General features: G+C 48.8%; 23 protein-coding genes and 1 pseudogene. 18 read left to right on the top strand and 6 right to left on the bottom strand.

From position 1 onward, the window contains the following. Positions 1 to 11 precede the first annotated feature (11 nt). Genes rpmI through NYE62_RS14450 form a run of 3 tightly spaced genes read left to right on the top strand, consistent with a single transcriptional unit; the run spans position 12 to position 927 of the window. Positions 12 to 212, top strand: coding sequence for a 50S ribosomal protein L35 (gene rpmI, locus NYE62_RS14460; protein WP_003152493.1), 201 nt, complete (start codon positions 12 to 14; stop codon positions 210 to 212). 31 nt (positions 213 to 243) lie between these two features. After that, entirely contained in the window at positions 244 to 603 is a 360-nt protein-coding gene (rplT, locus tag NYE62_RS14455) for a 50S ribosomal protein L20 (RefSeq protein ID WP_003152495.1), read from the top strand. Between the two features lie 57 nt (positions 604 to 660). Further along, on the top strand, positions 661 to 927 hold the full coding sequence (locus tag NYE62_RS14450) for a DUF1294 domain-containing protein (protein WP_060562715.1): 267 nt from the start codon (positions 661 to 663) through the stop codon (positions 925 to 927). 13 nt (positions 928 to 940) lie between these two features. Here the strand turns inward: NYE62_RS14450 and NYE62_RS14445 are convergent, their stop codons facing one another. Then, positions 941 to 1,333: a sigma-w pathway protein ysdB gene (locus tag NYE62_RS14445; RefSeq protein ID WP_265451127.1), complete on the bottom strand. Its 393-nt coding sequence runs from the start codon at positions 1,331 to 1,333 to the stop codon at positions 941 to 943. A gap of 183 nt (positions 1,334 to 1,516) precedes the next feature. Here NYE62_RS14445 and NYE62_RS14440 point away from each other — a divergent pair, with 183 nt between their 5' ends. From NYE62_RS14440 to cstA, 12 genes and pseudogenes are all read left to right on the top strand, one after another. Next, on the top strand, positions 1,517 to 2,602 hold the full coding sequence (locus NYE62_RS14440) for a M42 family metallopeptidase (RefSeq protein ID WP_007408096.1): 1,086 nt from the start codon (positions 1,517 to 1,519) through the stop codon (positions 2,600 to 2,602). Between the two features lie 145 nt (positions 2,603 to 2,747). After that, complete coding sequence (locus NYE62_RS14435; protein WP_144663888.1) at positions 2,748 to 3,713, top strand: glycoside hydrolase family 43 protein; 966 nt, start codon at positions 2,748 to 2,750, stop codon at positions 3,711 to 3,713. Between the two features lie 182 nt (positions 3,714 to 3,895). Then, positions 3,896 to 5,389, top strand: coding sequence for an L-arabinose isomerase (gene araA / locus NYE62_RS14430; protein WP_039063432.1), 1,494 nt, complete (start codon positions 3,896 to 3,898; stop codon positions 5,387 to 5,389). A gap of 1 nt (position 5,390) precedes the next feature. Next, entirely contained in the window at positions 5,391 to 7,076 is a 1,686-nt protein-coding gene (gene araB, locus NYE62_RS14425; RefSeq protein ID WP_144663889.1) for a ribulokinase, read from the top strand. After that, positions 7,069 to 7,758, top strand: coding sequence for an L-ribulose-5-phosphate 4-epimerase (gene araD, locus NYE62_RS14420; protein ID WP_003152509.1), 690 nt, complete (start codon positions 7,069 to 7,071; stop codon positions 7,756 to 7,758). Before araB ends, araD begins: the two co-directional genes overlap by 8 nt. Continuing rightward, positions 7,745 to 8,541: pseudogene (locus NYE62_RS14415) on the top strand (HAD-IIA family hydrolase). Before araD ends, NYE62_RS14415 begins: the two are co-directional and overlap by 14 nt. Continuing rightward, positions 8,538 to 9,722, top strand: a complete 1,185-nt coding sequence (locus tag NYE62_RS14410; RefSeq protein ID WP_007408103.1) for a sn-glycerol-1-phosphate dehydrogenase — start codon at positions 8,538 to 8,540, stop codon at positions 9,720 to 9,722. Before NYE62_RS14415 ends, NYE62_RS14410 begins: the two are co-directional and overlap by 4 nt. A 31-nt stretch (positions 9,723 to 9,753) precedes the next feature. Beyond that, positions 9,754 to 11,049 (top strand): ABC transporter substrate-binding protein, encoded by a 1,296-nt coding sequence (locus NYE62_RS14405; RefSeq protein ID WP_020956177.1) that lies wholly within the window; start codon positions 9,754 to 9,756, stop codon positions 11,047 to 11,049. A 41-nt stretch (positions 11,050 to 11,090) separates the two neighbouring features. After that, positions 11,091 to 12,032 carry a sugar ABC transporter permease gene (locus tag NYE62_RS14400; RefSeq protein WP_039254282.1) on the top strand — a complete coding sequence of 314 codons (942 nt, stop codon included), beginning with the start codon at positions 11,091 to 11,093 and terminating at the stop codon, positions 12,030 to 12,032. Between the two features lie 18 nt (positions 12,033 to 12,050). After that, a complete protein-coding gene (locus NYE62_RS14395; RefSeq protein ID WP_007612991.1) occupies positions 12,051 to 12,878 on the top strand; it encodes a carbohydrate ABC transporter permease in 828 nt (275 codons plus the stop codon). Between the two features lie 18 nt (positions 12,879 to 12,896). Beyond that, positions 12,897 to 14,396 (top strand): alpha-N-arabinofuranosidase, encoded by a 1,500-nt coding sequence (locus tag NYE62_RS14390; protein WP_144663891.1) that lies wholly within the window; start codon positions 12,897 to 12,899, stop codon positions 14,394 to 14,396. Between the two features lie 110 nt (positions 14,397 to 14,506). Further along, positions 14,507 to 16,303: a carbon starvation protein CstA gene (gene cstA / locus NYE62_RS14385; protein ID WP_144663892.1), complete on the top strand. Its 1,797-nt coding sequence runs from the start codon at positions 14,507 to 14,509 to the stop codon at positions 16,301 to 16,303. Positions 16,304 to 16,373: 70 nt separating this feature from the next. On the opposite strand, the gene NYE62_RS14380 is transcribed toward cstA, so the two are convergent. The 4 genes from NYE62_RS14380 to sspI form a co-directional block, all read right to left on the bottom strand. Beyond that, positions 16,374 to 17,702 (bottom strand): (Fe-S)-binding protein, encoded by a 1,329-nt coding sequence (locus tag NYE62_RS14380; protein ID WP_144663893.1) that lies wholly within the window; start codon positions 17,700 to 17,702, stop codon positions 16,374 to 16,376. Continuing rightward, positions 17,699 to 19,111 (bottom strand): glycolate oxidase subunit GlcD, encoded by a 1,413-nt coding sequence (gene glcD / locus NYE62_RS14375; RefSeq protein ID WP_144663894.1) that lies wholly within the window; start codon positions 19,109 to 19,111, stop codon positions 17,699 to 17,701. The genes NYE62_RS14380 and glcD overlap by 4 nt, the downstream gene beginning before the upstream one ends. Before the next feature lie 99 nt (positions 19,112 to 19,210). Beyond that, positions 19,211 to 20,296 carry a sugar diacid recognition domain-containing protein gene (locus NYE62_RS14370; protein ID WP_144663895.1) on the bottom strand — a complete coding sequence of 362 codons (1,086 nt, stop codon included), beginning with the start codon at positions 20,294 to 20,296 and terminating at the stop codon, positions 19,211 to 19,213. 61 nt (positions 20,297 to 20,357) lie between these two features. Continuing rightward, positions 20,358 to 20,573 carry a small acid-soluble spore protein SspI gene (gene sspI, locus NYE62_RS14365; protein ID WP_003152527.1) on the bottom strand — a complete coding sequence of 72 codons (216 nt, stop codon included), beginning with the start codon at positions 20,571 to 20,573 and terminating at the stop codon, positions 20,358 to 20,360. Between the two features lie 120 nt (positions 20,574 to 20,693). On the opposite strand from sspI, the gene NYE62_RS14360 reads away from it, so the two are divergent. The 3 genes from NYE62_RS14360 to pheT all read left to right on the top strand — a co-directional run bounded on the left by NYE62_RS14360 (position 20,694) and on the right by pheT (position 25,264). Continuing rightward, positions 20,694 to 21,440: an RNA methyltransferase gene (locus NYE62_RS14360; protein ID WP_342497017.1), complete on the top strand. Its 747-nt coding sequence runs from the start codon at positions 20,694 to 20,696 to the stop codon at positions 21,438 to 21,440. Between the two features lie 361 nt (positions 21,441 to 21,801). Beyond that, positions 21,802 to 22,836 (top strand): phenylalanine--tRNA ligase subunit alpha, encoded by a 1,035-nt coding sequence (pheS, locus tag NYE62_RS14355; protein WP_003152530.1) that lies wholly within the window; start codon positions 21,802 to 21,804, stop codon positions 22,834 to 22,836. Between the two features lie 13 nt (positions 22,837 to 22,849). After that, positions 22,850 to 25,264, top strand: coding sequence for a phenylalanine--tRNA ligase subunit beta (gene pheT / locus NYE62_RS14350; RefSeq protein ID WP_241457604.1), 2,415 nt, complete (start codon positions 22,850 to 22,852; stop codon positions 25,262 to 25,264). Positions 25,265 to 25,325: 61 nt separating this feature from the next. Here the strand turns inward: pheT and NYE62_RS14345 are convergent. Next, positions 25,326 to 26,476 (bottom strand): IS3 family transposase gene (locus NYE62_RS14345; RefSeq protein WP_222835235.1). Its coding sequence is split into 2 segments (ribosomal slippage): positions 25,326 to 26,203 and positions 26,203 to 26,476, totalling 1,152 coding nucleotides; the frame shifts between segments, so codons are not numbered across the junction. Between the last annotated feature and the right edge of the window lie 94 nt (positions 26,477 to 26,570).

Raw genomic sequence — 26,570 nt, 5'->3', positions numbered from 1 at the left:
GAGGAAATCCCATGCCAAAAATGAAAACTCACCGCGGATCTGCTAAACGTTTTAAAAAGACAGGTTCTGGGAAGTTAAAACGTTCTCATGCATACACAAGTCACTTATTCGCCAACAAATCCCAAAAGCAAAAGCGTAAGCTTCGCAAGGGTGCTATTGTGAGCGCAGGAGACTTCAAACGCATTAAACAACAGCTTGCCAACATCAAGTAATCGGACAAGGAACAATTAGGAGGGAAATCTAATGCCAAGAGTAAAAGGCGGAACTGTTACACGTAAGCGTCGTAAAAAGGTTCTTAAATTAGCAAAAGGTTATTTCGGTTCAAAACATACATTATACAAAGTAGCAAACCAGCAGGTCATGAAATCAGGAAACTATGCATTCCGTGACCGCCGTCAGAAAAAACGTGATTTCCGTAAGCTTTGGATCACTCGTATCAACGCTGCTGCACGTATGAACGGTCTTTCTTACAGCCGTTTAATGCACGGTCTTAAGCTTTCAGGCATCGAAGTAAACCGCAAAATGCTTGCTGATCTTGCTGTAAACGATCTTACTGCTTTCAATCAGCTTGCTGATGCTGCTAAAGCTCAGTTAGACAAGTAAGTTGAAAAAGCCGCTCTCTTTCCGGGAGCGGTTTTTTTACGTAAAGGGTGACAATCAATGGCTCTCTTCATTTACGCCGTATTGATAAACGGATACGGCTTTTGGATCATGGGCGCTGATAAAAGAAGAGCAAAGGCGCACCGGTGGAGAATATCAGAGAAACGAATATGGCTCACAGCCGCCATGTTCGGCTCACTCGGCGTATGGATCGGCATGCGCACCTTCAGGCATAAGACGAAACACAAATCCTTTTTATACGGGGTGCCGCTGCTTTTTCTCACTGAAGCCGCCCTTGTGCTGATGTATTTGGTGTATAAAACATAAAAAGCAGGAGAGCTTATCGCTCGCCTGCTTTTTTCGCTTTTTTGATGGGCTGGTCCCAATCAATCTTGCAATTCGGATACCGCTCCAATACCTTTTTTTCGACTTCTTCAAAATCACCTGCAGAAAAGCAGTTCAGCTTTTCCGGATTTTCGGTCCATACAAATATCGTATGAATAAACAGCGGATGATCTTTGGAAGGGATATGCTTTTCTCCTTCAAAGAGCACTCCTTTATAAGTAAGCTGGAGATTTTTTCGCGTGTTTTTCTGTTCGTCAATAAAATAAAAATTCTCTTTTGATTGCGCCAGTCTGAGCCTTCTTTTCGGGTTTGCGTAAAATTTGACGCCCATGTAAATAAAATAAATAAGAAGTGCAAGCAAGACAATCCTCAATACTGTAATGGCCATATGTGTGAAGGCACCTCCTCACCTTTGTCATGATCTGATGTAATACGAAAAACAAAACAAAAGGTTTCATTTTTTTAAAAGAAATAGATAAAAACATTTACCCGTTTTTCAGGCGAATTAATCGTATGCTTCAGCATTGGTTTTGTATAATAAGAAGGGTAGTGAAAAAAAGGAGGTCTATTGATGACAAAATTAGATGAAACGCTCACCATGCTGAAAGCGTTAACGGATGCAAAAGGGATACCGGGAAATGAGAGAGAAGTAAGACAAGTGATGAAATCATACATAGAACCATTTGCTGATGATGTCACAACAGACCGGCTGGGAAGCTTAATCGCCAAAAAAACCGGCAAAGAAAACGGTCCGAAAATCATGATCTCAGGGCATTTAGACGAAGTCGGTTTTATGGTGACGCAAATCACTGATAAAGGCTTTCTCCGCTTTCAAACCGTCGGCGGCTGGTGGTCTCAGGTCATGCTGGCCCAGCGCGTCACCGTCGTGACAAAAAAAGGGGACATCACGGGGATCATCGGTTCGAAACCGCCTCACATTCTGCCTCCTGACGCCAGAAAAAAAGCCGCCGATATTAAAGAGATGTTCATCGATATCGGGGCGTCCAGCCGTGAAGAAGCAATGGAATGGGGCGTTCTTCCGGGTGACCAGATTGTGCCGTATTTTGAATTTACAGTGATGAACAATGAAAAACATTTATTGGCGAAGGCATGGGACAACCGTATCGGCTGCGCGATTGCCATCGATGTATTAAAAAATCTGAAAAACAGCGATCATCCGAATGAAGTATACGGGGTCGGAACGGTTCAGGAAGAAGTCGGGCTTCGCGGGGCGAAAACAGCGGCACATACGATTCAGCCTGATATCGCGTTCGGTGTGGATGTCGGAATTGCCGGAGATACACCGGGAATTTCTGAAAAAGAGGCACAAAGCAAAATCGGCGAAGGGCCGCAAATTATTCTGTATGACGCGTCAATGGTATCTCACAAAGGGCTGCGCGACCTTGTCGTGAACACGGCGGAAGAAGCGGGAATTCCGTATCAATTCGATTCCATTGCCGGAGGGGGCACGGATTCAGGTTCCATTCATTTAACCGCAAACGGAGTGCCGGCGCTGTCCATTACGATCGCGACGCGCTACATTCACACTCATGCCGCTATTTTGCATCGGGATGATTATGAGAATACGGTAAAATTGATCACAGAAGTGATTAAAAAATTAGACCGGGAAACGGTTGACCGTATTACTTATCAATAAAGATACGGAAGAATCTGCTTTTTTAAGCAGATTCTTTTTTTTGTCTGTACAAATATGAGCCCTGCGTCTACAATAAGAGAAGACATAGAAAAATCTGACAACACGTTTTTTTTGAAAGCGCTTTAAAAAAGGGGAGGGTTTACAAATGAAAAACAGATTCAGACGCATGATCCGCTTTTCATGCGCAGCCGTTACAGCCGGTCTGCTGCTGATGTCTTCATCTCCGGCATCTGCCGCGTTTTGGGGGGCATCAAATGAATTGCTTCACGATCCGACAATGGCGAAGGAAGGAAACACGTGGTACGCTTTCGGAACCGGTTTGGAAGGGGAGAGGGGGCTTCGCGTCTTAAAGGCGGGCAGCGGCGGCGTATGGACCGTTCAGAAATCAATCTTTACTTCCCCGCTGTCATGGTGGGGCAATTATGTGCCGAATTACGGGCTGAATCAATGGGCCCCCGATGTTCAATATTTTAACGGAAAGTATTGGCTGTATTATGCCGTTTCTTCATTCGGCAAAAATACCTCCGCGATCGGTCTTGCATCATCTACAAGCCTCAGTTCGGGAAACTGGAAGGACGAAGGGCTCGTCATCCGTTCAACAAGCGCCGATAACTACAATGCAATTGATCCGGAGCTGACAATTGATAAAGACGGAAACCCTTGGCTTGCCTTCGGTTCTTTTTGGAGCGGCATTAAGCTGACAAAGCTTGATAAAAATACAATGAAACCGACGGGATCACTTTATTCCATCGCTGCCAGACCGAATAACGGCGGAGCTTTGGAAGCGCCGGCCATCACCTACCAGAACGGCTACTATTACTTAATGGTGTCGTTTGATAAATGCTGTTCAGGCGTGAATAGTACGTACAAAATCGCTTATGGAAGATCCAAAAGCATCACCGGACCATATCTCGATAAAAGCGGGAAAAGCATGTCAGAAGGCGGAGGGACGATTCTTGACTCCGGCAATGACCGCTGGAAAGGCCCGGGCGGTCAAGACATTGTGAACGGAAATATTTTAGTGCGTCATGCGTATGATGCCGAAAACAGCGGAATTCCGAAGATGCTCATCAATGATATCAATTGGAGTTCAGGCTGGCCTTCCTATTAATTGATCAGCCGGGCATGTGTGTCCGGCTTTTTTACTTGCAATAAAAGATTGACAGTTTGATTCCTCCTTAACTATAATAAAATTGTTCGTACAAATAAAAGGATGAAAGTTTTATAGTTTATATTCGTACGTATGTTTTTAAAAATGCAAGCGCTTTATTTTGATGGGAAGGGGAAATGAATGTGCTTCAGAACAAAGAATATGAATTTTGGTTTGTAACGGGAAGCCAGCACTTATACGGAGAGGAAACGCTGCAGCTTGTCGATAAACACGCAAAGGGAATATGTGACGGCCTCAGCGGGGTGTCATCAAGATACAAGATCAGGCATAAACCGGTTGTCACGTCATCTGAAACGATCAGAGAGGTTTTGCGGGAAGCGCAGTATCAAGAAAACTGTGCCGGGGTCGTGACATGGATGCATACATTTTCCCCTGCGAAAATGTGGATTGAAGGTCTTTCCGCTTTTCAAAAGCCGATGCTTCATCTGCATACCCAATATCACCGCGACATCCCGTGGGAAACGATTGATATGGACTTTATGAACAGCAACCAATCCGCTCACGGAGACCGGGAATACGGGTATATCCAGTCAAGAATGGGGCAGACGAGAAAAGTCATCGCAGGCTATTGGGATGATGAGGAAGTCAAACATGACATTTCGCAATGGATGAACACTGCTGCCGCCTGGAATGAAAGCAGGAATATTAAAGTAGCCCGGTTCGGCGACAATATGCGGAATGTGGCGGTTACTGACGGAGACAAAGTCGGCGCCCACATCCAATTCGGCTGGCAGGTTGACGGGTACGGAATCGGCGATCTTACCGAGGTGATGAACAACGTCACCGACGGAGAAATTGAGGCGCTTTATGAGGAATACGACAAATTGTATGTCATCAGCGGCGAAACAAAACGGGATGAAGCAAAAGTTGCTTCCATTAAAGAACAGGCGAAAATTGAACTCGGATTAACGGCCTTTCTCGAACGGGGCGGATATACAGCGTTTTCGACCTCCTTTGAAGTTTTGCACGGAATGAAGCAGCTTCCGGGTCTTGCCGTTCAGCGTCTCATGGAAAAAGGGTACGGATTTGCCGGCGAAGGCGATTGGAAAACGGCTGCCCTTGTGCGAATGATGAAAATAATGGCGGACGGAGAACAAACCTCCTTCATGGAAGATTATACGTACCATTTTGAACCGGGGCGTGCGATGATTCTCGGATCACATATGCTTGAAGTATGTCCGACGATCGCCCTTGATCAGCCGAAAATCGAAGTCCATCCTCTCTCAATCGGAGGGAAGGAAGATCCGGCCCGGTTGGTCTTTAACGGAATCGGTGGTTCAGCCATCATCGCCAGCATCATTGATATCGGCGGGCGATTCCGTCTCATTCTGAATGAAGCGGAAGGCAGGGAGATTGATCATGATATGCCGAATCTCCCTGTGGCGCGGGTGCTATGGAAGCCGGAGCCATCGCTGAAAACAGCTGCGGAAGCATGGATTTTGGCGGGAGGCGCCCATCATACTTGTATGTCCTTCCGGCTTACGGCTGAACAGATGCTTGACTGGGCTGAGATGGCAGGCATTGAAAGCATCTTTATTTCCCGCAATACCGAAATACATGAGCTGAAAAAAGAGCTGAAATGGAATGACGTATTATACCGGCTGGGAGGGAATTGATATGGCGTATACGATTGGTGTTGATTTCGGCACATTGTCCGGCCGGGCGGTGCTTGTCAATGTCCGCACGGGCGAAGAAATCGCGTCTGCGGTAAAAGAATATACTCATGCCGTCATTGACCGCACGCTGCCGAAGACGGGTGAAAAACTCCCTCGGGACTGGGCGCTTCAGCATCCTGCCGATTATATCGAAGTTCTGGAAACGGCGATTCCGAACCTGCTTCAAGAGGCGGGCGCTGATCCAAAAGACGTGATCGGCATAGGAATTGATTTTACCGCCTGCACGATTTTGCCGATAGACGGTGCGGGGCAGCCGCTTTGTATGCTGACGGAATTTGAACGGGAGCCCCACAGTTATGTGAAGCTGTGGAAGCATCATGCGGCTCAAAAACATGCAGACCGTTTGAACACGATTGCCGAAGACACAAAAGAAACATTCCTTAAAAGATACGGCGGTAAAATTTCTTCTGAATGGATGATCCCGAAAATCATGCAAATCGCGGAAGAAGCGCCGCATATATACAAGGCGGCAGATCGGATTGTGGAAGCGGCAGACTGGATCGTCTATCAATTGTGCGGTTCATTGAAGCGAAGCAACTGCACGGCCGGCTACAAAGCAATCTGGAATGAGGAGACGGGGTATCCGCCGGATCATTTTTTTGAAAAGCTCAACCCGTTAATGAAAACGATTACAAAAGATAAATTAAGCGGCACCATTTATTCAGTCGGGGAAAAGGCAGGAGGTTTGACCGAAAAAATGGCGGAGCTGACCGGGCTTCTGCCGGGGACGGCCGTTGCCGTCGCCAATGTCGACGCCCACGTGTCAGTGCCCGCGGTCGGTATTACAGAGCCGGGGAAAATGCTGATGATTATGGGAACGTCTACCTGCCATGTGCTGCTCGGCGAGGAAGAACATATCGTCCCCGGTATGTGCGGGGTCGTCAATAACGGCATCTTGCCCGGATATGCGGGATATGAAGCGGGACAGTCCTGTGTCGGCGACCACTTTGAATGGTTCGTCAAAACGTGCGTTCCGAGAGACTATGAGAAGGAAGCTGAGGATAAACACATAGACATTCACGAGCTGCTCAGCAAAAAAGCAGCTGAACTTGTTCCGGGGGAAAGCGGCCTTCTCGCGCTTGACTGGTGGAACGGAAACCGGTCAACCTTGGTGGACGCCGATTTGACGGGCATGATGCTCGGCATGACGCTGCACACGAAGCCGGAAGAAATCTACAGGGCATTGATTGAAGCGACGGCGTTCGGAACGAGGATGATTATCGAAACGTTTCGGGAAAACGGCGTTCCGGTCGAGGAGCTTTACGCAGCCGGAGGAATCGCCGAAAAAAATCCGTTTGTCATGCAGATTTATGCAGACATCACAAATATGGACATTCAATTATCCGGGTCTCCGCAGGCGCCGGCACTGGGCTCCGCGATTTTCGGAGCGCTCGCCGCGGGACGGGAAAACGGGGGATACTCCAATATTGCTGAAGCATGTGCGCATATGGGGAAATTAAAAGACGGCTCTTATGTCCCGGATCGAAAAAGAGCTGAGATTTATGACAGCTTATATGCGGAATATAAAGAGCTCGTTCACTACTTCGGCAAAGAAAACAATGTCATGAAACGCCTGAAAGCCATTAAAAACCGTGATTTTGCGAAAGGAGGGAGCCGCCATGCTTGAAGCGTTAAAAGAAGAAGTGCTCGCTGCCAATCTGAAGCTTGAGGAACATAACCTTGTCACGTTTACATGGGGGAATGTCAGCGGCATTGACAGAGAGAGCGGGAGAATCGTCATTAAACCGAGCGGTGTCGATTACAGTGAGCTGACCGCTGACAAACTGGTCGTCCTGAATGAGGACGGAGACATTCTCGAAGGCTCGCTGAAACCGTCTTCTGACACGCCGACCCATCTTTATCTGTATAAAGCGTTTCCGGCTATCGGCGGAATCGTTCATACGCACTCCCGCTGGGCGACGAGCTGGGCGCAGTCCGGAAGAGACATACCCGCTCTCGGAACGACTCACGCGGATTACTTTGAAAGCGCTATACCCTGCACGAGGGAAATGTATGAAGAAGAAATTGTGAAAGATTACGAATATCATACAGGCAAAGTCATAGCCGAAACCTTTCAAAACGAACCGTATGAACAAAATCCGGGTGTCCTCGTCCACAGCCACGGCCCGTTCTGCTGGGGAACGGATGCGCTGAATGCCCTGCATAACGCCGTTGTGCTCGAAACGGTAGCGGAAATGGCCTACCATTCGCTTATGCTGAACAAACAGCTCAGTCCGATCGACAGAGTGCTGCATGATAAGCATTTTTACAGAAAACACGGGGCGAATGCTTATTATGGCCAAACTTGACGCAGCCGGGTTTCTGATTGATTTAGACGGAACCGTATTCAGGGGGCGGGAGCTGATTGACGGCGCAAAAGAAGCCGTTCATACCCTTCAGTCACTGGGCAAAGCCGTTGTCTTTTTAAGCAACCGCGGCAATCTATCAAGAGCAATGTGCCGAAAGAAACTGCTGGGTGCCGGTATCCGCACGGATGAACGGAGCATCGTGCTGTCCTCCAGTGTGACGGCATCATTTTTAAAGAAGCATTATCCTTTGTCAAAGGCGTGGGTGTTAGGAGAGAAAGGGCTGACTGATGAACTCGCTTTAGCGGGTGTCGCCCTGGCGCAAAACCCGCAGGCGGCAGACTGGCTTGTCATCTCCCTGCATGAAACCGTCACCTATGAGGATCTGAATCTCGCTTTTAAGGCGGCTTCCTCCGGCGCGCGCATCATCGCCACGAACCGGGACCGCTCCTTTCCGAATGAAGGCGGCCATGCCATGGATGTCGCGGGAATGATCGGGGCCATTGAAGCATCCGCCGGAGCAAAAACGGAGCTTGTCATCGGCAAACCGTCTTGGCTGATGGCTGAGGCGGCATGTGAAGCGCTCGGACTTCCCCTGAGGAATGCGCCATTATCGGAGACAGCCTCGAATCAGATATCGCAATGGGCAGCCTGTACGGGATGAAAAGCGTATTGGTTCTGACGGGGTCGGCCAAACTTGGGGAGCCCCGTCTATATGAACCTGACATCGTCCTTGATTCTATTAAAGACCTGACAGAATTAGCGAAGGAGGGAATCCTTTCATGAAACGTTCTCCTGAGGACATTCAATCCGAGTTTGACAAGGAAGGGGCCAGCCGCTCACCGATTCAAATAGAAGATATCGTGATCGGGGCGAATGCAAAAGAAGAGCTTCTCAGATTTCTGCAAAAAAAATGCTGGAATCATCCGGTCATCGTCTGTGACCGGAACACGTACGAGGCGGCGGGGCGTCTGCTTGCGGACGAATTGAGGGCAGGCGGGATCAAAGCGTCAAAAGTCATCATTCCGGAGCATGAAGCCGGGGCCGCCGCGGCTGATGAGAGGACACTGGTCTATACGCTGATCAATCTCGCGGAAGAGACGGATGTCATCATTGCGGCCGGTTCAGGAACGATTCACGACATTACGCGGTTTGCCGCCTGCCAGCGCGGATTGCCGTTTATCTCATTCCCCACCGCTCCGTCAGTCGACGGTTTTACGTCGGCGGGAGCGCCGCTCATATTAAACGGAATCAAAACGACGATTCAAACGAAAGCGCCGATCGCCTTATTTGCGGATACGAATGTATTAAAAGAAGCGCCCCGTTCAATGACAGCCGCGGGCTTCGGAGACATGCTCGGAAAAATAACATCGCTGGCAGATTGGGAGATTTCCCGCAGGCTTGCGGGTGAGCCGTACTCAGAAGCCGGGGCGAAGCTTGTGAAAGACGCGCTTTGGCAGTGCATTGATCACCGCGCTGCTATTGCCATGGGAACGGAGGCCGGCATTCAGATGCTGATGGAAGCGCTGATCGTTTCGGGTCTTGTCATGCTTGCGCTTGACCACTCCCGCCCCGCCTCAGGAGGAGAACATCACATCTCGCATTGGATTGAGATGGAAATGCTGAAGGCAAAACAGCCTCCGATTCTCCATGGTGCGAAGGTCGGCTGTGCGTGCGCGGTGCTGAGTGATATTTACAAAGAACTGGCTTGTCACGAAAAGCTTGCGGAACTGCCGCCGCACTTTCGCGAGGCGATTCAATCTGCATATGAAGGGCTTCCCGACGGCAAGACAATTGCCGGGTGGCTCGCATCTGCGGGAGGTCCCGCCTGTTTCGATGAGATCGGTGTAAAACAGGACCTTGTCAGCGATGCGCTTAAGCATGCGCACACACTGAGAGACCGTTATACCGGTTTAACCATCATAAATGAAAATGCAGCGCTCTTTGCACATCATTTGCATCAATAGCCGCACGGCCTAAAGTGGAAGGGGTAATGACATGAAAAAAACGACCGCTGTATGTTTGGTGCTGATGATGCTCTTCTTGTTTACCGCCGGCTGTTCACAAAAACGGACTGCCGGCCGGCCGGGAGAAACGGAGCTGACGTTTTGGACGTTTAACGGTCTGCACGAACAGTTTTATCAGGAAATGGTCAAAGAATGGAATCAGAAATACCCGGATCGCAAAATCAAGCTGAATACCGTTGTTTATCCTTATGGACAAATGCATGATAATTTATCGGTTTCGCTGATCGCGGGTGAGGGGCTTCCCGATATAGCCGACGTGGAATTAAGCCGGTTTTCGAACTTTCTGAAGGGGAAGGATATCCCGCTTGCCGATCTGACGCCGCTGATTGAAAAAGACCGCGATAAGTTTGTGGAAGCGCGTCTGGCCTTATACAGCAAAAACGGAAAATTGTACGGCCTTGATACACATGTGGGGACGACCGTCATGTTTTACAACATGGATATCATGAAAAAAGCGGGCGTTGATCCCGCCTCCATTAAGACATGGGAAGATTACCGGCGGGCAGGGAAAAAAGTGCGTGAGGCCGCTGGGAAACCGATGGGAACGGTTGAAACAAACGACTCCGCCACATTCCTATCCATGATTTCGCAGCAAGGGTCAGGCTACTACAGCAAAAACGGAAAATTGATTCTGAACAGCAAGACGAATACAGACACACTGAATTATGTAAAGGACATGGTAAATGATAAAACCCTTCTGCCGGCTCCCGGCGGCGGCCATCACAGCGAAGAATACTACGGTTTTATGAATCAGGGCGGGGCAGCCTCAGTGCTGATGCCCATTTGGTACATGGGACGGTTTATCGATTATATGCCTGATTTAAAAGGCAAAATGGCGATTTACCCTATGCCGGCCTGGAAAGAAGGCGGTGACAGATCAGCGGGTTTAGGCGGAACAGCCACCGTTGTGCCGAAGCAGGCTGAACATCTGAAGCTCGCGAAAGAATTTCTCGGTTTTGCGAAAGGTTCGAAGGAAGGGAATATAAAGCTTTGGACGGTGCTCGGCTTTGACCCGCTCCGCTGGGACGTGTGGGATTCAAAAGAATTGAAGGAGAAAAACAAGTACACGGATTTCTTCCGGAACGGTACGTCAATTTTTTCCTCGCTCCTTGAAATAAAAGATGAGATCAATCCGATTTATCTGCATGAAGACTTCTCTAAAGCGGCTGATCTCGTTGTCAGACAAGTGCTGTTCGATGCGCTGAAGACGCAGGAAAAAACACCTAAGGAAGCCTTGGACGAGGCGGCAGAGCAATTAGAGAAATAGGAGAAGCCGCCCTATTTAACAGTGAAAGCGGGGGAGCTTTTATGAGACCTGTAAAGACAGAGACAGCGCAAACCGTTTCTGCAGTCCGGAAGAAGCCGCGCCGGCGCAATGTGCTGTATTCAAAAAAAGCGGCGCCTTATCTGTTTACGGCGCCATTTATCATTTCGTTTCTCGTTTTCTTTTTGTATCCGATTATCAGCGTGTTTATCATGAGCTTTCAGCGGATACTGCCGGGAGAAGTTACATTTGTCGGGTTTTCCAATTATACCGCTCTTCTTAATCCAACCTTTTATACGGCATTATTTAACACATTGGAATATACCTTCTGGACGCTGATCGTGCTGATTCCGGTGCCGCTTCTTTTGGCGGTGATTCTGAATTCGAAGCTCGTCAGGTTCAGAAATGTGTTTAAATCGGCTCTGTTTGTACCGGCTTTAACATCGACGATCGTAGCGGGGATTATTTTCCGTCTGATGTTCGGAGAAATGAATACGTCGCTTGCAAACGAGCTGATGATGAAGCTTGGCGCATCACCCCAAAACTGGCTCAACAACAAAGGTACCGGCATGTTTTTAATGGTGCTGCTTGCGTCATGGAGGTGGATGGGGATTAACATTCTTTACTTTCTGGCGGGATTGCAAAACGTGCCGAAAGAATTGTATGAAGCGGCTGAAATTGACGGGGCGAGCACGTGGAAAAAGTTCCGGCATATTACCCTTCCATTTTTAAAGCCGGTGTCCGTTTATGTGTTAACGATCAGTATTATCGGCGGTTTCAGAATGTTTGAGGAAAGCTATGTGCTTTGGCAGAATAATTCCCCGGGCAATATCGGCCTCACGCTTGTCGGTTATTTATATCAGCAGGGGCTTGCATACAACGAAATGGGGTACGGGGCCGCAATCGGAATTGTCCTTTTGCTTGTCATCTTACTAGTCAGTCTTGTTTCACTGAAACTGTCCGGTTCGTTTAAAGGGGAGGGATAAGCGTTGCGTAACAATCACATGTTTTCCGTGTACAGAGTCGCGTTTACCTTGTTTTTTATCATGCTGAGCCTGTTGTATATCTTTCCGATGATCTGCCTATTGCTCGGTTCTTTAAAGCCATCATCTGAGCTGATGCGCATCGGGCTGAATCTGCGCCTTGATCCGGATGTGATGAGCCTTGATAACTACACCTATTTGTTCAACGGGGGGAGCATTTATTTCAAATGGTTTTTTAACAGCCTGCTTCTCGGCGTTCTCACCACGGTTCTCACGCTGTTTTTTTCCTCTTTGATCGGCTACGGACTCGGTGTCTACGAATTTAAAGGCAGAAATATTATTTTCGTTCTTGTGCTGATCATTATGATGGTGCCTCTTGAAGTGATGATGCTCCCGTTGTTCAAATTGACGGTGGGTCTTCATTTGATCGATTCTTATACGGGAGTGATTCTGCCGTTTATTGTGTCACCTGTCGCCGTGTTCTTTTTCCGGCAATATGCGCTCGGACTTCCGAAGGATCTGCTTGATTCAGCGAGAATGGACGGCTGCACCGAATTCGGCATTTTTTTCAGAATTATGGCGCCGCTCATGAAACCGGCATTCGGGGCAATGATCATTCTTCAATCTTTAAACAGCTGGAATAACTTTTTATGGCCGCTGATCGTGCTTCGGTCGAAAGAAATGTTTACGCTTCCAATCGGACTTTCAGGGCTGCTGAGTCCGTACGGCAACAACTATGACATGCTGATTTCCGGGTCCGTTTTTGCGATACTGCCGGTGATCATCATATTCTTGTTTTTCCAAAAATACTTCATTTCCGGACTCACAGTAGGCGGAGTGAAGGGATAGAGAGAGGGAGGAAATATAATGAAAAAAGCGGGGATTACAGCAGATAAAGAATATATCATCGGTGAAGTGGACAAACGGATGTACGGATCATTTATAGAACATATGGGCCGGGCGGTGTATGAAGGCATTTATGAGCCCGGACACCCGAAAGCCGACAAGGACGGTTTCAGAACAGACGTGCAGGAGTTAATCAAGGAATTGCAAGTGCCGTTCATCCGCTATCCGGGAGGGAATTTTCTCTCGGGCTACAATTGGGAAGACGGCGTCGGGCCGGTGAAGGACCGCCCGCGGAGGCTTGATTTGGCATGGCAGACGACAGAAACGAACGAAGTGGGGACGAATGAATTTTTAACGTGGGCGAAAAAAGTGAACGCCGAAGTGAATATGGCGGTCAATCTCGGGACGAGAGGGATCGATGCCGCCCGGAACCTCGTCGAATACTGCAACCATCCTGAAGGGTCGTACTGGAGCGACTTACGAAAATCGCACGGATATGAAAAACCTTACGGCATCAAAACATGGTGCTTAGGAAATGAGATGGACGGCCCTTGGCAGATCGGTCATAAAACGGCGCATGAATACGGACGGCTCGCCGCTGAAACGGCAAAGGTGATGAAATGGACGGACCCGACGATCGAATTGGTGGCTTGCGGAAGCTCAAACAGCGGCATGCCGTCCTTCATCGAGTGGGAGGCCGAGGTGCTTGAGCATACGTACGAGCATGTGGATTACATCTCACTGCATACGTATTACGGCAACCATGAAAATGATCTTGAAAACTATTTGGCGAAGTCGATGGATTTAGACCATTTTATTAAATCCGTCACAGCCGTATGTGATTATATGAAAGCGAAAAAACGCAGCAAAAAAACGATTCACCTTTCTTTAGATGAATGGAATGTGTGGTATCACTCAAATGAAGCGGATAAAAAAGTGGAGCCATGGATTACGGCCCGGCCGATTCTTGAAGACATCTACAATTTTGAAGATGCGCTGTTGATCGGTTCACTGCTGATTACCATGCTGCAGCATGCGGACAGACTAAAGATCGCCTGTCTCGCCCAGCTTGTCAACGTAATTGCGCCTATCATGACCGAAAAGGGCGGAGAAGCATGGAGGCAGCCGATCTTTTACCCTTACATGCACGCCTCTGTCTACGGGAGAGGGACTTCGATGAAGCTGCTGATTACCTCCCCGAAATACGACTCGGCGGACTTTACGGATGTGCCGTATGTTGATGCCGCGGCCGTTTACCATGAAGAGGATGAAGCCCTGACCATTTTTGCCGTCAACAAAAGCAAGGAACTGATGGAAACGGAGATCAAGCTGAGAGGGTTTGAAGATTACCGCATCATTGAGCATATCGTGCTGGAGCATCAGGATATGAAAGCGACCAATCAAAAAAACAGAAATGAAGTCACGCCTCACTCAAACGGAACGTCTTCGGCAAATGCTCAAGGGATAACGGCTCATTTTACTCCGCTGTCCTGGAATGTCATCCGTTTATCAGGCAAATAATGTTCCGAAAAGCCGGGCTTAGTCGCCGGCTTTTTTTTACGCAAAAATCATCTCCCGTTATCTGATAATTGTGATAATATTTAGAAAAAGAGAAAAGGGGCTGGGATTAAATGAATGCGATTACAATCGTCATAGCGTCTATATGTATTCTGGCGATCGCCTATCGGCTTTACGGTACCTTTATGATGGTCAAAGTATTAAAAATCAATGATCAGACACCGACTCCGGCCCATGCGCTTGAGGATGGGAAAGATTATGTGCCGACGAATAAGTGGGTGTCATTCGGCCACCACTTCGCGGCAATCGCCGCTGCCGGCCCGCTTGTCGGACCGATTTTGGCAGCTCAGTTCGGCTATCTGCCAGGGCTTTTATGGCTGTTAATCGGGGCGGTGATCGGAGGAGCGGTGCACGATATTGTCGTATTGTTTGCATCAATGCGGAAAAACGGGAAAACGCTTTCTGAAGTCGCCAAAGAAGAGCTCGGCCCGGTGGCGGGTTTTTGCACGGGACTCTCGATGCTGTTTATCATTACGATCACGATGGCGGGGCTGTCCATGGTTGTGCTGCACGCGCTTGAGAAAAACCCGTGGGGAACGTTTGCGGTGGGGATTACGATTCCGATCGCGATGGGGGTCGGCCTCTATTATAAAAAAACGGGCAATCTCAAACTCGCATCAACTGTCGGGTTTCTTTTGTTAATGGCCGGTGTTGTAATCGGGCCGTGGCTGCAGACAACGGCTCTCGGGGACATGCTGACACTGGATGCGAAAACGCTTGCAGTGGCGCTTCCTGTCTATGCATTTTTCGCCGCGGCGCTTCCGGTTTGGCTTTTGCTGGCTCCGCGTGACTATTTAAGCAGTTTTATGAAAATCGGGGTTTTTGCCGCTTTGATCGCGGGCGTCTTTTTCGTCAATCCCGCCATTAAATTCCCGGCCGTAACGGAGTTTATTCACGGCGGAGGGCCGGTGATCGCGGGTCCTGTCTGGCCGTTTATTTCAATAACGATTGCCTGCGGCGCCATTTCGGGCTTTCATGCATTTGTCGGTTCCGGCACAACGCCGAAAATGCTGGATAAATGGAGTGATATAAAGCCGGTTGCTTTCGGAGCGATGCTTGTGGAATGTCTCGTCGGAATTATGGCGCTCATTGCAGCTGCCGCTCTTGAGCCCGCCGACTATTTTGCTATTAACAGCACGCCTGAAATATTCCGCACCCTCGGGATGAATGTCGTCCATCTGCCTGAATTGAGTAAAGAAATCGGGCTCAGTCTGGAAGGAAGAACGGGCGGCGCTGTTACGCTTGCCGTCGGAATGACGTATATCTTTACGGAGATTCCGTTTTTCAGTCATTTGGCTTCATACTTTTTTCAATTCGTCATTATGTTTGAAGCGGTGTTTATTTTAACGGCGATTGATGCGGGAACCCGTGTCGCCCGGTACTTGATTCAAGAGTTTTTCGGAGAGGTCTATAAGCCGCTGAAAAAAACAGACTGGCTGCCGGGCTCGATTTTCTCAAGCGCGCTCGCCTGCCTGCTGTGGGGCTATCTTCTGTATTCCGGCGACATCAGCTCCATTTGGGCGCTGTTCGGCGTATCCAATCAGCTTATGGCGTCTGTCGGCTTAATTATCGGTGCGACCGTCGTATTAAAAATAGCGGATAAGCGGCGCTATATGCTGACATGCCTGATTCCTCTCGCTTATTTGTACGTGACCGTCAACTATGCGGGTTATTGGATGGTGCGGTATGTGTATTTGAACCCCGAAGCGGCGGGATACAACGTGCTGAATGGCGTTTTATCCATTATCATGCTCATTCTCGGGCTTGTGATTATCATTGCGGCTGTGAAAAAATGGGCGAATGTATGGCGTGATCCAAGTGCCAGACTGGAAGCTTCAATACCCGGATAAATCCGCGGCCGTCCGAACATTGCAGCATCATAAAAAAAGCAGAGAGCCGATCGGTCTCTCTGCTTTCACCTTATGACAAATCCGCCGCTTCCAAAAGGTAATCCGCCAAATGAACCGCGCGGACACGGCCTGTTAATCCTTCGCGCAAAATGCCGAGCTGCATTTGCAGAAGGCATCCGGGATTGGCTGTCACGATGACGGCCGCCTCCGTTTTTCCGGCGGTTTTCATCTTGCTGTCTAATATTTTCATAGACATCTCTGACTCTGTTATATTATAAATTCCCGCCGACCCGCAGCAGCTGTCGGCCTTTTCCATTTCTCTGTACTCAGCCCCTTTAATGCTTTTCAAAAGCGTGCGCGGTTCCTCTGACGTATGCATCACATTGCGAAGATGGCAGGAGTCCTGATATGTGACGATATGAGGAGACTGCGCCCGCAGGTTTTTTTGATGGAACTTCAGATCAACCAGTACGGATGAAAAGTCTTTGAGCTTCCGGACGAATTGTCCGGCACGTTCCGCCCATTCAGGTTCATCTTTCAGTAAATGGGGATATTCCTGAAGAAAGGCGCCGCATCCGCCGGCGTTTGTAATGATATAATCAGCGTCAAGCGCTTCAAAAGCCGCGATATTCCGCTTGGCCAGTTCTTTTCCCATCTCTTTTTCTCCGCTGTGCCCGTGAAGCGCGCCGCAGCACGCCTGGCCGTCCGGAACCGCGATTTCACACCCGGCCGCCTGTAAAAGCGCCGTTGTCGCATGATTTGTCGCTAAAAACATCGTATCCATTAAGCAGCCCGAGAAAAAAGCGGCCCGTTTTTGGACGGGACCCGCGGCAGGAAGAAAACGCGGCCTTTCCTTCATGTCTTTCCGTTTCGGGGCGGGCGGGAGCACTTGTTCCATTGTGCGCAGATGTTCAGGCAAAACGCGCAGCATACCGGTTTTTCTGACGGCTGTCTGCAGTCCCGATCTTTGGTATATTCCGAGAAGATTCACGGCTGTCTGCATGCGGTTTTGATGAGGGAAAAGCCCGGTGAAAGCGGCTTTCCGCAAGAGGCGCACGCCCGGCTTATGTTTTTTATTTTGATGAATGATATCCCTCGCTTCTTCAAGCAGCTGTCCGTAATTGACCCCTGCCGGACAAACGGGCTCGCATGCCCGGCATCCGAGACACAGCGAAAGTGAGCGCTCGACATCTTCATCCGGCTCGATCAGTCCGTCAGTGACGGCTTTCATCAAGGCGATCCGGCCGCGCGGCGAATGGGATTCTTGAAATCCCGATTCGATATAGGTCGGACAGGAAGGAAGGCAGAAGCCGCAGCGCATACAGTTCAGCAATTCACCTTCATCCATGCGGTTTTTGAATTCTGTTTGAATTTGTTGCTGCTCTTTAGCCGTTGTCATTTCATCACCACCACGCGTTTCCTTGATGAATTGGCGAATATTTTTCCCGGATTCAGCAGATTTTGGGGATCAAGCGCTTGTTTGATCGCTTTCATGGCGGTGATGCCTTCTGTTTTCAGTTTCATTTCTAAATACGGCGCTTTTACGATGCCGACCCCGTGTTCACCCGTTATCGTCCCGCCCAGCTCAATCGCTTTTTCAAAAATGGCGGCAAAAGCTTTTTCGACACGTTCCATCTCCTCTGTATTTCGGATATCGGTGGTGCACGTCGGATGGAGGTTGCCGTCTCCGGCATGGCCGAATGTGCAGATGGACAGGCCGTATGTTTCTGCAATCTCGTTAATGGCTTTGACCATGCTGGCAATTTGTGATCTCGGCACGGTCGCATCTTCCAGAATCGTTGTCGGTTTCAGCCGGGCAAGGGCTGATAATGCGGACCGCCTGGCCTCTGTAAGCGCGAATGCCTCTTCCTCGGTTTCAGCCGTTTGGACGGATACGGCTGCTCCGTTTTTACAGATGGCTTCGATTTTTTCCATATCTCGTCTGACCGTTTCGATGTCACCGTCCTGTTCGATCAGCAGCACCGCTTTTGCGTCGGTCGGAAGCCCGATCTTGGCGTAATCTTCAATGACCTGCAGTGTCGGCTGATCCAGAAATTCGAGTGTCGCCGGAATGATTTTTTCAGCGATGATGGCAGAAACAGATTCCGCAGCCGCTTCAATATGTTCATAGAGTGCAAGCAACGTTTTTTTCGTTTCCGGCTTCGGAACCAGCTTTAAGGTCGCTTCCGTCACGACGCCGAGCGTCCCTTCTGATCCGACGAAAAGCCGGGTCAGATCATAACCGGCGACATCCTTTGTCAGCTTTCCTCCTGTGCGGATGATATCGCCTGAAGCCAAGACGGCTTCAAGGCCTAGGATATAATCCCGGGTGACGCCGTACTTCAGCCCGCGCAGCCCGCCGGAATTTTCATTAATATTCCCGCCGATCGTTGATATTTTCATGCTGCTCGGATCAGGCGGATAAAATAAACCTTTTTGTTCAACCGCACGGATCATATCTTGCGTGATCACGCCCGGCTGGACGGTTGCCGTCAAATTTTCTTCATCGATTTCAAGAATGCGGTTCATATGTTTGAATAAAAGCACAAGCCCGCCTTCAGACGGACATGTGCCGCCGCATAAGTTTGTGCCTGAACCCCTCGGCACGATCGGAATGTCATGCCTGCTGCAAATCGTTAATATACGGGACACGTCATCCGCGCTGCGGGGGGCGATTACCGCATCCGGCATGGCTTGCAGCTGAGGAGCCGCATCATAAGAATACACAAGACGGCCCGCCGCCGAATCATCATAATTCTCCTTCCCGACCGTCCGGATGAACGCTTCTTTTGCCTCTCGTGAAATCATGTTCTCCCAACCTCCCTGATAAGAAAAGCGTTTTCATTTAATTGTAAAGAAAAACGATTCCGCACACTATGGAGAAACATATGAAAAATGATGATATGATTACGTTCTTTTTGTATGTTGATCTAAAAAGCGCAACGCCAAATAAAAAGCCGTTATATCTTCGGGGCGGTCAAGCTTCATATTTGTCAGTGATTCCAGTTTGGAAAGACGGTAGCGCAATGTATTGATATGAATATGCATGTCGTCGGCGGTGCGCTTTAACGATAATTGCCGGTCGAAAAAGGCGCGCAGCGTATCCAGAAGTTCTTCCCGGTCCAGTACATGCTCGAGAACCCGCCGTGAAAATTCCGACCTCGTGCCGGGTGCGATATCGGCAAGACACATATCCAGTTTTAAATCCTCTTCAAAGACGGCCTGCTTGTCACCTATGCCGGCTGAAAGTGCTTTATCTGCCTGTTCGTATGATTCCGTGAGGCGTTCTCCCGGAACGATCCGTCCGATGCCGGCGGTGACAGGCTGCCCAAAAACGGCGCCGATCTTTTTAATGAGCTGTGTTTTGGAAGCCGAATTTGCTTCATGATTAATGAGAATACGTTCATTTCCCCAGCGGACAAACAGATCTTCAGGGCATTCGTACTGCCAGAGCCGCCCGAGCTCCTCCGCTTTATATTGCTCATAACGGCCTTGAATGAGTATGATCCGGCGGTATGCGTAAAGGTCTGCGCCGATGAGCTTTGCTTTTTCTAAAAAGCCCGGAGACCATTCTTTCAGCTGCAGCCAATCAACCATAAAGGATTCAAGCATTCTCGCACGCCACTGCGCTTCTTCCATATGGCGCGTTTCTTTAATAAACAGCTCCGTCATTTTTCTGAGCAATTCTCCGAAAGGCAGGATATCGTCAGGGTCTCCTGTCAGACCGAATACTCCGATCACTTCATGGCCTGAAAAAACAGGGAGGTTCAGTCCTGCTTTTACGCCCTCGAGCCGTTTTTCATCTTCTTTTGTAATGATGACATTCCGTTTTTCGCGCGCGCAGATCAGTGCGCCTTCATGAAACCATCCGGCGCGCGCCGCGTTGGTGCCCGCGATAATCATGCCTTTTGTATCGGCAATAATCACTTCGCGGCTGTACATATGTTTGACTTCGGCAATCAATTTCTTTGCCAGTTCCGGCTGTAACTGCATGGCGATCCCCCTCGCCATTATTATACAAAAAAAACCGGGTGTCCCATCACCCGGTTCATGCTTATTGCGCAGGTTTTAATCCGCCTTCAAGTGTTTTGAGCATTTCATTTTTTTCTGAGTCTGACGCATGCTGCCAAAGAACTTCGAATAAGACGCCGAGGCCCGGAAGCATTTTTTCTTCTCCGCTTTGGATGGCGTCAACGATAGTATGCTCCAGCTGATCCTGGTTATTGCCGGTTACATTGGCAATAACGGCGTTGCGTAAATTAAGATCCATTACAACCGCTCCTTTTTCCTGAATGTGATACGCATATTCTTACCGCGCACGCGGTTTATTATGTGCTGTTCTTGAGATATAATAACAACATGCATGAAAAAAGGAGAGCACAGACATAAAGTGAAACGAATCGACTCTGCAAAAAACCAAAAAGTGAAGGACTGGAAAAAACTTCACACAAAAAAAGAGAGACTTAAAACGAATACATTTCTGATAGAAGGAGAGCATCTGGCAGAAGAAGCGCTCAAATCAAAGGGAACGGTAAAAGAAATTCTCGTAAACGATGAGAGCGCCATCCCGCCCGATCTGGACATGAGCATTCCGTGCTACGTGCTGAGCGAAGACGCGTTTTCAGCCGTGACGGAAACAGAAACGCCGCAGCGGATCGCCGCGGTCTGCCATATGCCGGATAAGAGGCCTGATCAGCTGAAGCGGCTGCTTCTGATTGATGCCGTGCAGGACCCGGGGAATTTAGGAACAATGATCAGAACGGCAGATGCGGCGGGGATCGACGCCGTTGTCCTTGGTGAGGGAACAGCAGACCCATACAATGGAAAAACGCTGCGTTCAGCACAAGGATCTCATTTTCATATTCCCATTTTGAAACGTCCGCTTGATGAGTTCACCGATGAGCTGAAATCACAAGGCGTCGCGATCTACGGCACGGCGCTTGAAAACGGTGCGGCTTATCAAAGCGTGAAGTCTGAAGAATCGTTCGCGTTAATCGTCGGGAACGAGGGGGCGGGAGTGGACGCCGGCCTTCTGCAAAAAACGGATCTCAACTTGTACGTTCCGCTGTACGGACAGGCGGAATCGCTGAATGTGGCGGTAGCGGCCGCCATCCTCGTTTATCATCTCAGAGGATAGGTTGCGAAAAGCCTTGGATTTCACTATAATAGATAGCAATAATGTAAAAACCGTGACAGAGGACGTCAATTTTTGCACACACTGCCTTCCAGGGAGAAAATGCCGCTGACTGAAAGCATTTTTATCGCAGCACAAAAATTGATTTTCACCTCTCGAGTTGTCACCGGGACCGCGCCAAACGCGCGTAAAGGTGAACCGGAACGATCGTTTCCGTTATGTCAATGAAGCTGTCGGCAGATGAAGTCTGCCTTAAAAAGGGTGGTACCGCGGCCACAACTCGTCCCTTCTCTCAAGGGGCGGGTTTTTTTGTTTTCTGAAAAAGGCATAGAACGGTTTGGTTTACATAAAAGGAGGATGCATGATGGAAGAGAAGCTTAAACAGCTCGAACTGGAAGCTGCAGAAAAAGTAGAAGCGGCGGGTTCATTAAAAGAAGTTAACGACATTCGGGTGCAATATCTCGGAAAAAAAGGGCCGATTACAGAAGTTCTCCGCGGCATGGGCAAACTGTCCGCCGAAGAGCGCCCGAAAATGGGAGCGCTCGCCAATGAAGTGAGAGAGCGCATTGCAGCAGCCATTACGGCGAAAAATGAACAGCTTGAACAAGAAGAAATGAATAAAAAACTCAGCAGCCAGACGATTGACGTCACATTGCCGGGCAGTCAGGTAAACATCGGCGGACGCCATCCGCTGACGGTCGTTATTGAAGAAATTGAAGATTTATTTATCGGCATGGGATATACCGTCGAAGAAGGCCCTGAAGTGGAAACGGATTATTACAACTTTGAGGCGCTGAACCTGCCGAAGGAACATCCGGCCCGCGACATGCAGGACAGCTTTTACATTACAGAAGAAATGCTGATGAGAACGCAAACGTCACCGGTGCAGACGCGCACGATGGAAAAGCATAAAGGAAAAGGCCCCGTCAAAATCATTTGTCCCGGTAAAGTGTATCGCCGCGACAACGATGACGCGACACATTCCCATCAATTCATGCAGATCGAGGGTCTCGTCGTCGACCGCAAAATCAGCATGAGCGATCTGAAAGGCACGCTTGAATTGGTCGCCAAAAAAATGTTCGGCCAAGATCGTGAAATCAGGCTCCGTCCGAGCTTTTTCCCATTCACAGAGCCTTCTGTCGAGGTGGATGTGACCTGCTTTAAGTGCGGCGGACAAGGCTGCTCCGTCTGCAAAAAAACAGGCTGGATCGAAATTCTCGGCGCCGGCATGGTTCACCCGAACGTGCTGAAGATGGCCGGATTCAATCCTGAGGAATACCAGGGTTTTGCTTTCGGAATGGGTGTTGAACGTATCGCGATGCTGAAATACGGCATTGAAGATATCCGCCATTTCTATACCAATGATGTCAGATTCATTTCGCAGTTTAAACAGGCGTAAGAGGAGGATACACATGTTTGTTTCTTATAAATGGTTAGAAGATTACGTTGACTTGCAGGGAATCGACCCGGCCGTGCTTGCAGAAAAAATTACGAGAGCCGGTATTGAAGTTGAGGGTATCGAGTATAAAGGGGAGGGCGTAAAAGGCGTTGTCATCGGACACGTGCTTGAGCGCGAACAGCACCCGAATGCCGACAAGCTCAACAAATGCCTTGTTGATATCGGTGCGGAGGAACCCGTGCAGATTATCTGCGGCGCCCCGAATGTTGATAAAGGACAGAAGGTTGCCGTTGCAACGGTCGGAGCCGTGCTTCCCGGCAATTTCAAAATTAAAAAAGCCAAGCTGCGCGGCGAAGCGTCTCACGGCATGATCTGTTCCCTTCAGGAGCTCGGCATTGAAAGCAAGCTCGTGGCGAAAGAATATGCGGAAGGCATTTTCGTTTTTCCGAATGATGCTGAAACGGGAGCTGACGCAATGGCGGCCCTTCAGCTTGATGATGCGATTTTAGAATTGGGCTTAACGCCGAACCGCGCCGACGCGATGAACATGCTTGGCGTGGCTTATGAAGTTGCGGCTATCCTCGGCGCAGAGGTAAAGCTTCCGGAGGCTTCATATGAAAAAGCGGCAGAAAAAGCGGCGGATGCTGTTTCCGTTAAGGTTGAAGATACGCAGGCCAATCCGCATTATGCCGCAAAAATCATTAAAAACGTCAAAATCGGCCCGTCTCCGCTTTGGATGCAGACGAAGCTGATGAATGCAGGCATCCGCCCGCATAATAATGTCGTGGACATTACAAACTTCGTCCTCCTTGAGTACGGACAGCCGCTTCACGCTTTCGATTACGACCGGTTCGGATCAAAAGAGGTCGTCGTCAGAAAAGCGGCGGAAAACGAAACCATCGTGACGCTGGATGAACAAGAGCGCAAGCTGTCAAGCAGCCATTTGGTCATCACAAACGGAAAAAAAGCGCAAGCCGTTGCGGGAGTCATGGGCGGAGCTGAGTCTGAAGTCCGTGAAGACACCACTGCGATTTTACTGGAGGCCGCTTATTTCGACGGACAGACCGTCCGCAAAGCGTCGAGAGACCTCGGATTGAGAAGCGAAGCGAGTGCCAGATATGAAAAAGGCATTGATCCGGCCCGCGTTTTGCTGGCGGCTGAACGGGCCTGCAGTCTCATTCAGGCATATGCCGGCGGAGAAGTGCTCTCAGGCACGGTTGAAGAAAACCATCTGAAAATCGAAGCAAACAATATTCACGTGTCTGTTGAAAAAGTGAACGCCGTGCTCGGCATGACAATCGCTAAAGAAGAAATCATCAGCATTTACAAGCGCCTCGGGTTTGCAGTCGGTGAAGCTGAAGACGTTCTCGTCGTAACGGTGCCGTCGCGCCGCGGAGATATTAGAATAGAAGAAGACCTGATTGAAGAAGCGGCGAGATTGTACGGGTATGACAATATTCCATCCACGCTTCCGGAAACGGCCGGCACGACAGGCGGCTTGACACCGTATCAGGCAAAACGCCGGAAAGTGAGACGTTTCCTTGAAGGAGCGGGTCTTTCACAAGCGACCACTTATTCATTAACGAATGATAAAAAAGCGGCCGCTTTTGCGATCGAAAAATCATTCAACACGATGCTTGCTCTGCCGATGAGCGAAGAAAGAAGCATTCTCAGACACAGCCTCGTGCCGAATCTTCTTGAAGCCGTTTCATACAATCTGGCCAGACAGACTGATTCCGTTGCTTTATATGAAACGGGTTCTGTATTTCTGACGAAAGAAGAAAACACAAAACCGGTTGAAAAAGAACGGGTTGCCGGAGCTGTAACCGGATTGTGGCGAAAAAATTTATGGCAGGGTGAGAAAAAGCCGGTTGATTTCTTCGTCGCCAAAGGAATCGTTGAAGGCCTGCTGCATCAATTGAATGTGTCAGACCGGGTTGAATTTGTCCAGTCAGAACGCAAAAACATGCATCCCGGCCGGACGGCAAACATTCTATTGAACGGTTCGCTTGCCGGATTTATCGGCCAGGTGCATCCGGCAATGGAAAAAGAGCTGGATATCAAGGAAACGTATGTGTTCGAGCTTGATCTGCACGCGCTTCTGACCGAGGAAACAGAACCTGTCGTGTATACGCCGATTCCGAAGTACCCGTCCGTCACGCGCGACATTGCGCTTGTGGCAGATAAAACCGTTACAAGCGGACAGCTCGAAGCCGTGATCAAAGAAGCCGGCGGCGTGCTGCTGAAAGAAGTCACCGTATTTGATGTGTACGAAGGTGAGCATATGGAAGAGGGCAAAAAATCCGTCGCTTTCTCGCTCCAATATGTTAACCCTGAACAAACATTGACAGAAGAAGAAGTGACAAAAGTACATGAAAACGTGCTGAAAGCGCTGGAAGAAACGTATCAGGCCGTATTAAGAGGATAAAGAAAAAGCTTGCAGATCACTGGGACTGACCCCCGTTTTTGAGACAGGGATCAAAACACCTTCATACAGCCAATTGCCGATATTGTATCGGCGATTGGCTGTTTAGTTTCGTTTGAATACGAATATTGTTATAATAATGAATGTATTCTATGGCAGTGCGTTCTACGATGGCGGTCGTAGTTCGATCAATGCTGTTAAGATAGAACGTTTCAGACTTTAGTGAGGAATGAAACGATTCGATGGAGGCATTATCAGCGGGCGTCCCTTTGCGGGACATGCTCATGGTAATGCCTTTTGTTTTAACAGCTTTCTGATACTCATAAGATGTATAAACAGAACCTTGGTCACTATGTAACACGCAGTTTTCAGGAAGTGTTGGCAGCTGATCAAGTGTGTCTAAGACAAAGTCTGTGTCCTGCTTATCTCCAATCGTAAAAGCAATCACTTCTCCATTGTATAAATCCAATATACTGGAAAGGTACAATTGTTTCTGTCCATAAGGCAAATATGTGATGTCCGTTACCAGTTTTTCAAGAGGGCGATCAGACTGAAAGTTCCGATCCAATATATTATCGACCACAGAATATGGCTGCCCACTTTTTTTACGCTTTTTCATCTTAACCCGACACTGCCATTGATTTTTCTGCATAATACGTTGAACAGATTTATGATTAATACTTATTCTCTTTTTTAGTATGGCTGTGATTTTTCGATATCCATATCGATACTTGTGTTCTCGGCACAACGTGCCGATTTGTTTCTCCAGTCGTATCTTAGGATTACTCTTAGTCAGATTCTTTCTCCATCTATAATATGAAGTGCGTGAAATATCTAAATGGACACAGATGTCCTGTACCGTCATCGTCTTGCGCAATTCTTCTACCAGTTTGATTGTCGTTTCCCTATCAGCTTCCTTTCCAATTCGTTGTACTTTTTTAACACTTCATTCTGTTGTCTCAGATAACGATTCTCTGCCTGGAGTTTCTCTAATTCAGAAGAATACTCCGGACCCTTTCCATAAGTATATTGCTTTCCAACAGGCTGTTCGAATCGGTGGGTATCCCCAGCCTTATGCCATCTAACCCATGTCTGAACCTGAGTCTTATTTTTGATATTCAATTCCTGCATGATCTCTTTCATAGGCACGCCCGCCAATCTCATTCCTACAGCCTTCTGTTTGACTTCAACCGGATAACTCACTCTTGTCCCCATAGAAAAACACCTCCAAGTTTTATTTCGGATAACAACGGTCCGTTTTCAAACTTGAAGGTGTTTTTTGTTTGTCTCATATTATGGGGTCAGTTCC

The organism is Bacillus sp. FSL K6-2861, from assembly GCF_038630725.1.
Classification (GTDB): Bacteria; Bacillota; Bacilli; order Bacillales; family Bacillaceae; genus Bacillus; species Bacillus velezensis.
This window is presented reverse-complemented; position numbering and strand designations above follow the sequence as displayed.